The organism is Burkholderia vietnamiensis LMG 10929 (assembly GCF_000959445.1).
Classification (GTDB): Bacteria; Pseudomonadota; Gammaproteobacteria; order Burkholderiales; family Burkholderiaceae; genus Burkholderia; species Burkholderia vietnamiensis.
On the sequence record NZ_CP009631.1, the window covers coordinates 2760469 to 2773157 of the forward strand.

General features: G+C 69.0%; 11 protein-coding genes. 2 read left to right on the forward strand and 9 right to left on the reverse strand.

The window, feature by feature from the left end; genetic code table 11:
- Positions 1–12: 12 nt before the first annotated feature.
- On the forward strand, positions 13–897 hold the full coding sequence (gene galU / locus AK36_RS22435; RefSeq protein WP_011884488.1) for a UTP--glucose-1-phosphate uridylyltransferase GalU: 885 nt from the start codon (positions 13–15) through the stop codon (positions 895–897).
- Between the two features lie 49 nt (positions 898–946).
- On the opposite strand, the gene AK36_RS22440 is transcribed toward galU, so the two are convergent.
- The 7 genes from AK36_RS22440 to AK36_RS22470 form a co-directional block, all read right to left on the reverse strand.
- Positions 947–1564, reverse strand: coding sequence for a DUF4136 domain-containing protein (locus tag AK36_RS22440; RefSeq protein ID WP_034193313.1), 618 nt, complete (start codon positions 1562–1564; stop codon positions 947–949).
- Between the two features lie 37 nt (positions 1565–1601).
- A complete protein-coding gene (locus AK36_RS22445; protein WP_014722877.1) occupies positions 1602–3989 on the reverse strand; it encodes a CHASE2 domain-containing protein in 2388 nt (795 codons plus the stop codon).
- A gap of 10 nt (positions 3990–3999) precedes the next feature.
- Positions 4000–5322 (reverse strand): FecR family protein, encoded by a 1323-nt coding sequence (locus tag AK36_RS22450; RefSeq protein ID WP_045579220.1) that lies wholly within the window; start codon positions 5320–5322, stop codon positions 4000–4002.
- Positions 5323–5357: 35 nt separating this feature from the next.
- Positions 5358–6062: a response regulator transcription factor gene (locus tag AK36_RS22455; RefSeq protein WP_011884479.1), complete on the reverse strand. Its 705-nt coding sequence runs from the start codon at positions 6060–6062 to the stop codon at positions 5358–5360.
- Between the two features lie 279 nt (positions 6063–6341).
- Positions 6342–6734, reverse strand: a complete 393-nt coding sequence (locus AK36_RS22460; RefSeq protein WP_045579221.1) for a hypothetical protein — start codon at positions 6732–6734, stop codon at positions 6342–6344.
- Between the two features lie 215 nt (positions 6735–6949).
- Entirely contained in the window at positions 6950–7177 is a 228-nt protein-coding gene (locus AK36_RS22465) for a sulfurtransferase TusA family protein (protein WP_006753156.1), read from the reverse strand.
- A 419-nt stretch (positions 7178–7596) separates the two neighbouring features.
- A complete protein-coding gene (locus AK36_RS22470; RefSeq protein ID WP_045579222.1) occupies positions 7597–8532 on the reverse strand; it encodes a LysR family transcriptional regulator in 936 nt (311 codons plus the stop codon).
- Between the two features lie 107 nt (positions 8533–8639).
- Here AK36_RS22470 and AK36_RS22475 point away from each other — a divergent pair, with 107 nt between their 5' ends.
- Positions 8640–10160: a CoA-acylating methylmalonate-semialdehyde dehydrogenase gene (locus tag AK36_RS22475; protein ID WP_011884470.1), complete on the forward strand. Its 1521-nt coding sequence runs from the start codon at positions 8640–8642 to the stop codon at positions 10158–10160.
- A 64-nt stretch (positions 10161–10224) separates the two neighbouring features.
- On the opposite strand, the gene AK36_RS22480 is transcribed toward AK36_RS22475, so the two are convergent.
- The gene (locus AK36_RS22480; RefSeq protein ID WP_014722874.1) at positions 10225–11109 is read right to left on the reverse strand and encodes a MurR/RpiR family transcriptional regulator; all 885 of its coding nucleotides are present in this window, start codon (positions 11107–11109) and stop codon (positions 10225–10227) included.
- 257 nt (positions 11110–11366) lie between these two features.
- Complete coding sequence (locus AK36_RS22485; protein WP_045579223.1) at positions 11367–12539, reverse strand: Gfo/Idh/MocA family protein; 1173 nt, start codon at positions 12537–12539, stop codon at positions 11367–11369.
- Positions 12540–12689 lie beyond the last annotated feature (150 nt).

Here is a 12689-nt window from a genome sequence, read left to right on the forward strand (position 1 = left end):
AAAGGTTCGATCATGTTGAAAGTCACCAAGGCGGTATTCCCCGTTGCCGGTCTCGGCACGCGGTTCCTGCCCGCAACGAAGGCGAGCCCGAAGGAAATGCTGCCCGTCGTCGACAAGCCGCTGATCCAGTACGCCGTGGAGGAAGCGATCGCCGCGGGCATCACCGAGATGATCTTCGTGACGGGGCGCAGCAAGCGCGCGATCGAGGACCACTTCGACAAGTCGTACGAGGTCGAGGCCGAACTCGAGGCGCGCGGCAAGGAAAAGCTGCTGGAGCTCGTGCGCAGCATCAAGCCGAGCCACGTCGACTGCTTCTACGTGCGTCAGCCGGAAGCGCTCGGCCTCGGCCACGCGGTGCTCTGCGCGGAAAAGCTGGTCGCCGACAATCCGTTCGCGGTGATCCTCGCCGACGACCTGCTCGACGGCAACCCGCCGGTGATGAAGCAGATGGTCGACGTGTTCGACCACTATCACAGCTCGGTGATCGGCGTCGAAGAGATCCCGCCGTCGGAGACGAAATCGTATGGGATCGTCGACGGCAAGGAGTGGGAAGAGTCGATCGTCAAGATGTCGGCGATCGTCGAGAAGCCGGCGCCGGAAGACGCGCCGTCGAACCTCGGCGTGGTCGGCCGCTACATCCTGAAGCCGCGGATCTTCCAGCATCTGCGGGCGCTGAAGCCGGGCGCGGGCGGCGAGCTGCAGCTCACCGACGCGATCCAGGCGCTGCTCGCCGACGAGCAGGTGCTGGCCTACAAGTATCAGGGCACGCGCTACGACTGCGGCAGCAAGCTCGGCTACCTAAAGGCGACCGTCGAATTCGCACTGCGCCACCCGGAAGTCGGCGCGGAGTTCGAAGCGTACCTGCGCACGCGCGGCACCGCGCAACCGGCCGCCTGAACACGGCAACGGGCCGCGCGCGGCCCGCATTTACCGAGCCGCCCGCGCGTCAGCGCGCGGCGGCCGGCTTCACCGAGACGACGCCCGGCATTGCGCCCGCGTCGTCTTTTTTCGTCTTCACGAGCCAGCCGCCGCCCTGCCCGAACGGCAGCTTCGCCAGCGCGCTCGTCACGAGCGCAGGCGCGGCGTGCTGCGAACCGGCATCGCGATCGCGCAGCGACGCCGACACGCGGTACACGTCCGCGCCCGATCGCGCGTCGACGAACAGCAGCGTCAGCACGTGGCGATACACCGCGCCCGCGAACGGGATCGCGAGCGGCGCCGGCCCGTCGACGCTCACGCACGCACGGCTGCTCGCGGCGCCGCACCGCTCGGACGTCGCCGCGACCGACGCCGGCTGCGTCGCATAGGCGATCGACAGCCGGTAGCGGGCGTCCTGCCCGGACTGTGCGTCGAAGCCGCGCTGCGCGAGCGCATCGCGCACGAGCGTCTCGATCTGTCGGTACTCCGGATCGTCGGCCTGTGCGCCGGCGCGGATCACCTCGTAGCCGCGCGCCCCGGACGCGAACGCATCCGCTTGCCCCACGGCGCTCACGCCGGTCGTGATCCCGGCGCAACCGGTCAACAGCGCTACCGCCAGCGCGGCCGCTGCCCATTCCTTTCTCATGACTATCCCCAAATGCCAGCCGTCGCGCCCGGCCCTGTCAGGCCGACGGCTCGTCGATCGCGGGCAGCGACACCGTGACCGCGGTGCCGACGCCCACTTCGCTGTCGACCGTCACGCTGCCGCCGTGGCGCGTGACGACCGTCTTCACGAACGCCATGCCGAGCCCGGAGCCCGAGATCTCGGGCCGCTCGCCGGCATGGAATCGTTTGAAACGCTCGAACAGATGCCGCTGATCTTCCGGCGAGATGCCGTAGCCCTGATCGCGAATCGTACAGAACATCCGCTTCGATGCGTGCTCGACCGTCAGCGTACACGTGATCGCCGTGTCGGTCGGACTGTATTTGACCGCGTTGTTGAGCAGGTTGACGAACGCGCGCGTAAGCAGCGACCGGTCCGCGCGCATCCAGTACATGCCGGTGCCGACGTCGGTATCGATGCGGATGCGCTTGGCCTGCGCCTGCGGCCAGACTTCGTCGCACGCGTCGATCAGCACGTCGGCGAGGCTCGTCGGCTCGAGCTGGTAGGCCTGCGACTCGGCGCGCGCGAGCTGCACGAACTCGTCGGCGAGCGACAACGCGCGCTGCGCATAGCGCTCGACCCGCGCGAGCAAGGTGCGCATCGACTCGGATTCGACGCGGTCGCGCTCGATCTCGACCAGCGCGAGGATCGACGACTGCGGCGAGCGCATGTCGTGCGACAGCAGGTGCAGCGCCTCCTCGCGCTGACGCTCGGCCGCATGCAGCTCGGTCACGTCGACGAGACCGGCGATCCAGCCGGTCACACGGCCCTGCGCGTTCGTACACGGCGCGTAGCGCAGCAGATGGTCGAGCCCGGCTCGGTCGCGCACCTCGATGCCGCGCGCCATCAGGTCGTCCTCGGCGCCGAGCGTCGGGTCGAGCGCGGCCGGCCAGCGGGCGCGGATCGCGGCGTCGTGCTCGGCGTTGCCGTCGACCGTCTTCATGAAGGTCAGCTCGCCGAGCGCGGCGCGCAGCGTCAGCCCTTCCGGCATCGGCAGCGACAGGCGCGCCGCGTAGCGCTTCGCCGCGTGGTTCGCGATCAGCACGGTGCCGGCCAGATCGGTGACGAAGATCGGCTCCGGCATGCTGTCCAGGCTGTCCCACACGAAGCGCTTCATGTCCTGCACGCGCTGCGCGGCCTGCGCCATCAGCGCCATCTGCCGTTCGAGCACGTCGCCGCCGACGCTGCGCTTGCGCGGCGCCTCGGGCAGCAGATGCGGCTCGTCGGCGAGCCGCTGCAGTTCGCGGCGCAGATACGACATCGTCATCTCGAGCCGCCGCCAGTTCCAGATCGGGTACACGGCGATCAGGCCGAAGATCGCGGGCGCGGGCGACAGCCACACGCGCGCCTCGAACAGCAGTGCGACGCTCGCGACGACCGCCAGCGCGGCGAGGCTCAGCGTGAGCAGCAGCGCACGCCACGGCGACAGCATCAGGAAGCCGCCCAGCAGCACGGCGAGCGGCAGCAGCGACGCGGCGAACAGCCCCGCGCGCGACGCCGGCAGGATCGCGCTGCCGGTCGCCAGCATGTCGAGCACGTTCGCGTGGATGTACACGCCCGCGAGCGGGCCGAAATCGCCGGACACCGGCGTCGCGAAGCGGTCGTACAGGCCCGACGCGGTCACGCCGACGACGACGATCTTGCCGCGCAGCGCGTCGGCTTTCACGCGGCCGTCGAGCACGTCGGCGAACGACAGCGTCGGATACGCGGGCGTGCTGCGGCTGAACGGAATCAGGTAACGGCCTTCGTCCGCCGCGTCGCGCGCGAGGTCGTGCACGTTCGCGCCGCGTGCGCCGCCGAGCGGCGGCAGGCGGCCGGCCCGGATCGCGCCGTACACCGGCACCATCAATTGCGGCCAACGCACGCGTCCATCGCTTTCGAACAGCGCGACGCTGCGCACGATGCCGTCGGGATCGACTTCGAGATTGATATGGCCGAGGCCCATCGCGTGCGCCGCGAGTTCCGTGACCGGCGGTTCGACGGTGCGCGTGCCGTCCGCGCGCTCGGGGCTCAGCAACACGGGCAGGAAGGTCGGCACGCGGGTCATCGCATCGGAGAACGCGCGATCGTCGGGCGACGGCTCGGTAAACAGCACGTCGTAGACGACCGCGGCCGGCCGCGCGCGCGCCAGCGTGTCGAGCAGCCGCGCGTGCACGCTGCGCGGCCACGGCCAGCGGCCGAGCGCCGACACGCTCGCATTGTCGATGTCGACCACGACGACGTCGGGCGACAGCGGCAGGCTGCGCAACATCAGCAGCCGGTCGTAGATCAGCCCGTCGACATCCGACGACAGCCGGCCGAGCGCGCACCCGAGGACCACCGCGATGCCGAGACAGCCGATCGCGATCCATTCGATCAGGAAGCGGCGGCCGAGATGCCGCAGCGGAGAAACGGAGCCGTGCTTCATGCGCTGCGGATCAGCGCGACAAGGTGAACGCGCTGACCGGACTGGTCTTCTGATAGAACTTGCCGCCGTCGAACGCCTCGACCGTCACCGCCCAGTAGTAGTCGCCGGGCGGCAGGTGCTCGACGTTGATTCGACGCGCCTGCAGGCCCATCTCGTCGACCACGGGTGCGCTCAGATCCTTCGAGCGCGACAGCACGAAGCGATAGCGCGCGTCGTCGCCCGAGCCGTCGGCCGCCCAGCGGAACTCATACCCGCTCGGGCCGGGCGACGCGCTCGCGTCGAGCCCCATCCGGCGCCGCTCGAACGCGTAGATGTGCGGCGTGCCTTCGAGGCCGTTGTCGTCGATCGCGGCGACGCGCACGAAGTACGTGCCGTTCGGCACCTCACGGAACACCGCGCGCGTCGAGACGGTGCGCGTTTCGCTGAACAGGTCGAGCATCCCCGCGTCGCGCCCGAGCTGCAGGTGATACGCGTTCGCATGCTCGAGCGGGACGACGTCGAACGCGATGTCCGGCTCGTCCTGCACCTTGTCCGGATGGGCGAGCGCCGGCGCCGGCAGCAGCGGGATCGGCGCGCCGACCGTGCCTGACGACGTCGCGACGCTGCCGAAGTCGGCATGCACGAGCGTGGCGTCGGCCAGTTGCTGCTTGCCCGCGACGCCGACCGTGCCGTCGAGCACTTCGACGCGCGTGGCCGCATTGCCGTCGGCGTCGTAGTTCACGCGAAAGCGCGTCCCGCGCACGCCGGCCACCACCGACGGCGAACGGATCTGGAAGCGGTCGTCGCGTTTCTTCAGATGCGTGACCTCGCTGTCCACCTCGCCGCGCGTGAGTTCGAACACGCGATCGAGCATGCCCGTCAGCACGGTGCGACGCAGCGTCTTCAACTCGAGCTGGCTGTCGGGCGGCAGGCTCATGTGCGTGCCGTCCGCGAGTTCGAGCGTCACGAAGCCGTTGGCGCCGGTGCGCACGCGCTCGCCCTCGGCGAGCGTCGTGTTGTTCGCCAGCGGCGCATACGCGCCGCCGGACCAGCGCTGCGCGCTGCCCTGCACCGCCACGATGCGCGCGGTCAGCTTTTCCTTGCGCAGCCGCACGACCGGCAGCTTCAACGCGGTGCCCGGCTGCAGATGCTTCGGTGCCGGCACGTGGTTGATCCGTTGCAGCAGTTGCCAGTCGTCCGGCCCTTGCAGGTAACGCGTGGCGACGTCGTAGAGCGTGTCGCCGGCTTGCGTGCGGTAGACGACCGTCTTGCCCGTCGCGGCGCTCGGCTGCGCGGCAGCCTGGTGCGCGGCGACGGCGAACGCGAGCGCACCGGCGACGCGCAATGCGGTCATGCGCCCGCTCGCGGGGCGCTGCGGGATGCGTGCGATCACTCCGGTTCTCCGTGACCGACGCGTTCGAGCCGGTAGCCGTAGCCGTAAATCGGCGCGAGCCGGTAGCCGTTTTCCGGCCGCAGGCCGAGCTTCGTGCGCAGCATCGAGATGTGGGTGTCCATCGTACGCGACGGAATGTCGGTCGCCTGCTTCCAGACGAGATCGAGAATGTGCGCGCGCGACAGCGGCCGGTCGAGGTGCTGGAACAGCAGCAGCGCCAGCTCGAACTCCTTCTGCGTGAGGCTCACGGGCTTGTCGCCCGCGTAGGCCTGCTTCAGGTTCACGTCGAAGCGGAACTGGTCGAATTCGCGTATGGCCGCCTCGGCATTGACCGGATACGCGCGGCGCAGCAGCGAGCCGATGCGCGCGCGCAGGATCGGGCCCGACACGGGCTTGACCACGTAATCGTCGGCGCCCGCGTTGAGAATTTGCGTGATGCCGGCTTCGTCGTCGCGGCTCGTCATGAAGATGATCGGCAGCGTGTGCTCGGTCTGATTCTCGCGCACCCACTTGAGCACTTCCTCACCCGACATGTCCGGCACGTTCCAGTCGAGCACGAGCAGATCGAACGTCTCTCGCTGCAGACGCTTCTTCAGAGCCTTGCCTTCCTTGAACGCGTAGCACGTGTGGCCGGCGGCCGTCAGCGTTTGACTGACAAAATCCGTCTGGGCCGGATCGTCATCCAGTACAGCAATTCTCATAACACCCCGCAAATCCAAATCGGTTCGTCCAGCCCGGCTCTGCACGTTCAGCCCGCCGCGTAGCACACGCGACTTCGGACTCCGGCCGGCGAACCGCCGTTGACCGCCCGCGCAACGCGCGAGACGCGTCGCCTTGCCCGCCATCTCGAAAATGGGGCGCGGACCAATCGGCGATTTCGTCATAGTAGTACGAAATCTGCCGGGAAATTGCGCGGCCCACGGCCCATTATTCGAATAATCGTTCTGCGCGCCCGCTCGCGCAATCAGTCGGTGAACCGGCTAATCGGCGCCCGCCATGTGGGCGGCCGGCGCGGCTGGCGCGCCCGGCGCCGGCTCCTGCAGCATCCGTTGCAGCTGCGCGCGCACGCGCTCCCAAGCCGTCGATGCATAGTCGGGCTGCCCCGCTGCCCACGCGTGCGCGAGCTCGAACACGCGTTCGATCGTCGCGCCGCAATACGTTGCGCCCGTGTGATCGCCGCGTGCGGCGTCGCGTAGTTGTTGGTCGAGCGATTCGGCAAGCCATGGCATCTCGGCTGCGGCCGAATCGGCATACGCCTCCAGCGCGGCACGCGCGTGGCGATCCCGGCGCGGGTCGAGCTCGATCCGGCTCGACTCCGGCGCGCTGCGTTCCGAACCGGATGGACTGCGAATGGCCCCTGGTCTGAAGGACATGTCCTTTCCCCGTTGGTACGACGGTCGCGTCGGGCATGGCCCCCGTGCCTGCCTCGTATGACGTACCGCGGCCGGTGCATCGGTCCGAGACGGACGACCGGCCGCGCCAGTATACGCAGACGGCCGCGGGACGAGGTTTAAGAATTGTCAGAGACGGCGAGATGCGGGCGCATCGCCCGCCCCGGATGCCGTGAGAGGCGCGTGATGTGCGGCCGTCAACGGCGGCGCATCAGGAACACGAAAGTCTTGTCCTGCGTCGTCACTTCGACGATCTCGTTGCCGGTCTGCTTCGCAAACGCGGCGAAATCGCGCTGCGAGCCCGGGTCGGTGGCGAGCACCTTGAGGATCTGCCCGCTTTCCATATCGGCGAGCGCTTTCTTCGCGCGCAGGATCGGCAACGGGCAGTTGAGCCCGCGCGCGTCCACTTCCTTGTGAATCTGCATCGGCTGTCGACCTTCGAATGACGCGCCACACGGGCGCGGGAGGAAGCGGCGATTTTACCGCAGCGCGCGTGTGGGCGCCTGCGGGGGGCGGCAATGGGCGCTCGCGCGGTGTGGGGGTGATGGGGGTTTGGCGGGTGGCTGTCGAGGGTCTTGTCGGTCGGTGGTCGATTGGCCGTCGAATGCACGTCGGTTGGCCGTTGGCTGGTGGTTGGCTGGTGGTTGGCTGGTGGTTGGCTGGTGGTTGGCTGGTGGTCGGCTGGTCGTCGGCTGGTCGTCGGCTGGTCGTCGGCTGGTCGTCGGCTGGTCGTCGGTTGGTCGTCGGTTGGTCGTCGGTTGGTCGTCGGTTGGTCGTCGGTTGGTCGTCGGTATGCCGCCGAATGCTCACCGGCTGCCCGGCGACGGCCCGACCCGATCGCCCCTCAAGCGCCGCCGAATCCGCCCGCGAGCCGCTCGCGCAGGTGCCGCACCAGCGCGCGCACCGCGCTCGGCACGACCGCGCTGTACGGCCGGATCGCGAAGATGTGGTCGCCGAACGCGCCCGACGGCCGCCAGCCGTCGAGCAGCGCGACGAGCCGGCCGGCGTCGAGGTCGCGCTGCGCGCTGAAATCCGGCAGCAGCGCGATGCCGAGGCCGCCGAGCGCCGCCTCGCGCATCGCCTCGCTGTTGTTCGCCGCGAAACTGCCGCGCACCGGCACGCTCACGCGCTGCCGACGCCGGCCGTGCGGCTCGAAGCTCCACGCGGCCGGCTCGTTGTCGCGCAGGTAGCACAGGCAGCTGTGATCGACCAGTTCGGACGGATGGCGCGGCGCGCCGCGCGCATCGAGGTAGTCGCGGCTCGCGACCAGCAGCGAGCGCGTGTCGCACAGCTTCCACGCCACGTGCGTCTGCGGCGCGGTCGTGGTGTGGCGGATCGCGAGGTCGAAGCCCTCCTGCGTCAGCGAATGCAGCCGGTCGGACAGGTCGAGCTCGATCTGCACGCCCGGATGTTGCCGCAGAAAATCGGGCAGGTGCGGCACGACCTGCTGACGCCCAAGCGCGACCGGCGCGGTCACGCGCAGCAGGCCGCGCGGCTCGCCCGCCAAGTCCTTCACGCGCGCGAAGTGCTGGCCGATCGATTCGAACGCGTCGCGCGTGCTGTCGACCAGCGTCTGCCCGGCGTCGGTGAGCCGCACGCTGCGCGTCGTGCGCCGCACGAGCGGCACGCCGGCCGCCTTCTCGAGATCGGCGATGCGCTGGCTCATCGCGGCCTTGCTGATGCCGAGCCGCTGCGCGGCGGCCGTGAAACTGCCGGCCGCGGCCAGCACCGTCAACGAATGGATATGCGGCCAGAGCGCCTGAACATTTTGCTGATTCATCCACCGATTATTCAGAATTCTGAACAGTGAATCAAGTTTCGCGGCCTTCTCCCGCCCCGCCGCTTTGCCTAGACTAGCCGTCGTACCCCCATCCCCCAGGAGACACGATGAACCCGGTTCCCGCCTACACGTCCGACGCCGACGTCGGCCACTACCTCGACGGCGCGCCCGTCGCCGGCCGCAGCGGCCGCTTCCAGGACGTCCTCAACCCGGCGCTCGGCCGCGCGGTGCGCCGCGTCGCGCTCGCCGACGGCGACGAAGTGCAGCGCGCCGTCGCGTCGGCCCACGCCGCGTTCCCGGAGTGGGCCGCGACGCCGCCGATCCGCCGCGCGCGCGTGCTGCATCGCTTCCTGCAGCTGATGAACGAGCACCGCGACACGCTCGCGGCAATCATCACGGCCGAGCACGGCAAGGTGTTCTCCGATGCGCAGGGCGAAGTCGCGCGCGGCATCGACATCATCGAATTCGCCTGCGGCGTGCCGCAGTTGCTCAAGGGCGACTTCACCGACCAGGTCAGCACCGGCATCGACAACTGGACGATGCGCCAGCCGCTCGGCGTGGTCGCCGGCATCACGCCGTTCAACTTCCCGTGCATGGTGCCGTGCTGGATGTTCCCGGTCGCGCTCGCGACGGGCAACACGTTCGTGCTGAAGCCGAGCGAACGCGATCCGTCGGCCGCGCTGTTCATGGCCGACCTGCTCACCCAGGCCGGCCTGCCCGCCGGCGTGTTCAACGTCGTGCAGGGCGACAAGGGCGCGGTCGACGCGCTGCTCGATCATCCGGACGTGCAGGCCGTCAGCTTCGTCGGCTCGACGCCGATCGCGGCCTACGTGCAGCAGCGCGCGGTGCAGTCGGGCAAGCGCGTGCAGGCGCTCGGCGGCGCGAAGAACCATCTCGTCGTGATGCCCGATGCGAACCTCGAGCAGGCCGTCGACGCGCTGATCGGCGCCGCCTACGGCTCGGCCGGCGAACGCTGCATGGCGATCAGCATCGCGGTGCTGGTCGGCGACGTGGCCGACCGGATCGTGCCGGCCGTCGCGGAGCGGGCGCGCAAGCTCGTGATCGGCGACGGCATGTCGCCCGAAGTCGAGATGGGCCCGATCGTCACCGGCGAAGCGCTCAAGCGCATCGAAGGCTACATCGAGCAAGGCGTCAGCGAAGGCGCGCAACTGGTGGTCGACGGCCGCGGGCTGCGCGTGCCGGGCCGCGAGCAAGGCTTCTTCACCGGCGGCACGCTGTTCGATCACGTGACGCCCGACATGCGCATCTACAAGGAAGAGATCTTCGGGCCGGTGCTCGGCTGCGTGCGCGTGAAGGACTTCGGCGCGGCGGTCGACCTGATCAACGCGCACGAATTCGGCAACGGCGTCGCATGCTTCACGAGCGACGGCGGCATCGCGCGCGAATTCGCGCGGCGCATCCAGGTCGGCATGGTCGGCATCAACGTGCCGATTCCAGTGCCGATGGCGTGGCACGGCTTCGGCGGCTGGAAGAAGAGCCTGTTCGGCGACATGCATGCTTATGGCGAAGAAGGCGTGCGCTTCTATACGCGCCAGAAGTCGGTGATGCAGCGCTGGGCGTCGAGCATCGGCAAGGGCGCCGAATTCGCGATGCCGACCGCGAAGTAAGCCGGCCGGTGCGCCCTGCGCCGCTGCGTCCGGCGGACGGCGCGCGGCGCACCGGCAGTCGGACTCAACCGGCCTTCGTGCCGTGCGCGCCGTCGGCGGTCGGCCGGTACGACAGCTCGAGCCGGTACGCGAGCGCGACGAACAGGCTCTGGGCGAGGCCCATCGTCGCGGTCAGCGCGCGAAAGCCGAACGTCGCGCTGTCCTGCACCATCAGCGTGACCTCGGCGTCGCGCGCGAGCGGGCTCATCCGGCTGTCGGTGATCGCGATCACGCGCGCGCCGCGCTGGACGGCCTCCTGGGCGACTTGCACCGTCTCCTCCGCATACGGCATGAACGAGATCACGATCATCACGTCGCCTTCGCGCACCGAGCGGATCTGGCCGAGATGCATGCTGCCGAGCGCGCTGAACAGCCCGATGCGCTTGTCGGTGTGCTGCAGCGCGTAGTCGAGATAGACGGCGATCGGAAACGCGCGGCGCGAGCCGGCGATCCAGATCGCCTGCGTGTCGGCGAGCAGCTCGACGGCCTGCGCGAGCGCCTGCGGATCGAGCGTCTGCCGCAGCTGCTGCATCCCGGCAATGCTGCCCTTGATGAACTCGTCGGCGATCTGCTCGGGCTGCAGGCTCGACGAGCCCGATTCGATCACGTCGCGCACGCGCAGGTTGTACGCGCGGCCCGGCGCGATCTGCTGCGCGAGCCCCTCGCGAAACAGCCGCTGCATCTCGGAGAAGCCGGAGAAGCCGAAGTGCTTCGCGAAGCGCACGACGGCCGACGGCTGCACGCCGCACGCCTGCGCAAGCGACTGGATGCCTTCGAGCCCAAGCTGGTCCCGATGCGTTTCCACATGACGCGCGATCGCCTTCAGGCGATTGCTGAGGCCGTCGTATTCCTGCGTCAGATGCTGCATGAACTGCTCGACGGTGGCGGGAGGTTTCTCGGATGAAGTCATCGGATGGCGCGAAGTTGACGGCCCCGATGCGCGCGGCTTGCGCACGCGGCCCGGGGCTTCACTGAATACCTGCATGAAGGGCGAATTTAATCACGTTTGCGGCACGGGCCGCGCCGCACGCCCGCTCCCACGCGCTCGATCGTCTGCTGCCTGCGACCGGCGGCGTCGTTCGAAACGATTGTCCAACGCCAGCGCGGGCGCGTAAAGATCGGGGCGTTTACCGACCTGCCGCCTGCACGGACAGCACAAGCCCCCGCTCAACGATAGTCGACCCACACGCCGCCCGCGTCGGCGGAGCGCACGCAGTTCTCGACCCACCGCACGCCTTCGACGCCCGCATGGACGTCCGGAAAACGAATCTGCCGCAATGCCTGCGCATCGCCGCGATCGGTCGCGTCCATCGCGAGCGCGAAACGCGCATACAGGTTCGACCACGCGTCGAACAGCCCTTCCGGGTGCCCGGCGCCGATGCGGTCTTCGCGTAACGCGTGCGGATGCAGATAGCCCATTGCACGATCGAGCAGCTGCGCCGGCTGCCCCTGGATTTCATGGCGCAACTGGTTCGGATGCTCGTCCCACCATTCGACGCTCGCCTTCGAGCCGATCACGCGCACCTTCTGCCCGTGCATCGAGCCCGCGTTCACCGCGCTCGACCACACGTAGCCGATCGCGCCGGTGTCGTACTCCATGAGTGTGAACGCGTTGTCCTCGAGCGGCGCGCGGCTCTTCACGAAGCTCTGCCGCGAACACATCAGTCGGCGAATCTTCAGCTCAGGCGCCATCACTTCGGACAGGTACAGCGGATGCGTGCCGATGTCGCCGAGCACATAGCTCGGCCCGGCGAACTTCGGGTCGACGCGCCAGCGCGCGGCCGCGCTCGCCGCTTCGACGCCGTCGCTGTGAAAGCCGTGCGCGAACTGCATCTGCACGATGCGGATCTCGCCGAGATCGCCGCGCGCAATCATCTCGCGCGCCTGCTCGATCATCTGGTAGCCGGCATAGCCGTACGCGACGCCGACGATCCGGTTGCGCTCGACCGACAGCCGCTGCAGCGCCTGCGCCTCGTCGGTCGTGAAGCACAGCGGCTTCTCGCAGACCACGTGCAGCCCCGCGTTCAGTGCGGCCCGGCAGATCTCGAAGTGCGTGTTGTTCGGCGTCGCGATCGACACCGCGCGGATGCCGTCGGCGCGCTGCGCTTCCGCGTCGAACATCGTCCGGTAGTCCGGATAGCAGCGCTCGGCGTCGACGCCGAGCTTCACGCCGAACTGCCGGCCGCGCGCCGCGTCGAGATCGAATGCGCCCGCAACCAGTTGAAAGCTGCCGTCGCGCAGCGCCGCCGACCGATGGCTATAGCCGATCTGGCTGCCGAGCCCGCCGCCGACCATGCCCCAGCGAATCGAATGGCCGAGCACAAGCTGTCCGTCGATCATGATTGTCGTGTTCCTGTTCGTGTTCTTGTGCTGAAGCGCGGTGAGCCGGGCGCGACACTGCGGGCGCGAGTCGCTCGCGTCAACGTCTGCATCGACATCGACGCAGCGGCAGCACGCCGCTCACTCCGTCACGCCCGCGCCGCCCCACCG

Coding starts and splice junctions, on each gene's coding strand:
- AK36_RS22455 (WP_011884479.1), bottom strand. CDS start 6,062: ATGAGAATTGCTGTACTGGATGACGATCCGGCCCAGACGGATTTTGTC.
- AK36_RS22470 (WP_045579222.1), bottom strand. CDS start 8,532: ATGAATCAGCAAAATGTTCAGGCGCTCTGGCCGCATATCCATTCGTTG.
- AK36_RS22480 (WP_014722874.1), bottom strand. CDS start 11,109: ATGACTTCATCCGAGAAACCTCCCGCCACCGTCGAGCAGTTCATGCAG.
- AK36_RS22460 (WP_045579221.1), bottom strand. CDS start 6,734: ATGTCCTTCAGACCAGGGGCCATTCGCAGTCCATCCGGTTCGGAACGC.
- AK36_RS22445 (WP_014722877.1), bottom strand. CDS start 3,989: ATGAAGCACGGCTCCGTTTCTCCGCTGCGGCATCTCGGCCGCCGCTTC.
- AK36_RS22475 (WP_011884470.1), top strand. CDS start 8,640: ATGAACCCGGTTCCCGCCTACACGTCCGACGCCGACGTCGGCCACTAC.
- AK36_RS22450 (WP_045579220.1), bottom strand. CDS start 5,322: ATGACCGCATTGCGCGTCGCCGGTGCGCTCGCGTTCGCCGTCGCCGCG.
- galU (WP_011884488.1), top strand. CDS start 13: ATGTTGAAAGTCACCAAGGCGGTATTCCCCGTTGCCGGTCTCGGCACG.
- AK36_RS22485 (WP_045579223.1), bottom strand. CDS start 12,539: ATGATCGACGGACAGCTTGTGCTCGGCCATTCGATTCGCTGGGGCATG.
- AK36_RS22440 (WP_034193313.1), bottom strand. CDS start 1,564: ATGAGAAAGGAATGGGCAGCGGCCGCGCTGGCGGTAGCGCTGTTGACC.
- AK36_RS22465 (WP_006753156.1), bottom strand. CDS start 7,177: ATGCAGATTCACAAGGAAGTGGACGCGCGCGGGCTCAACTGCCCGTTG.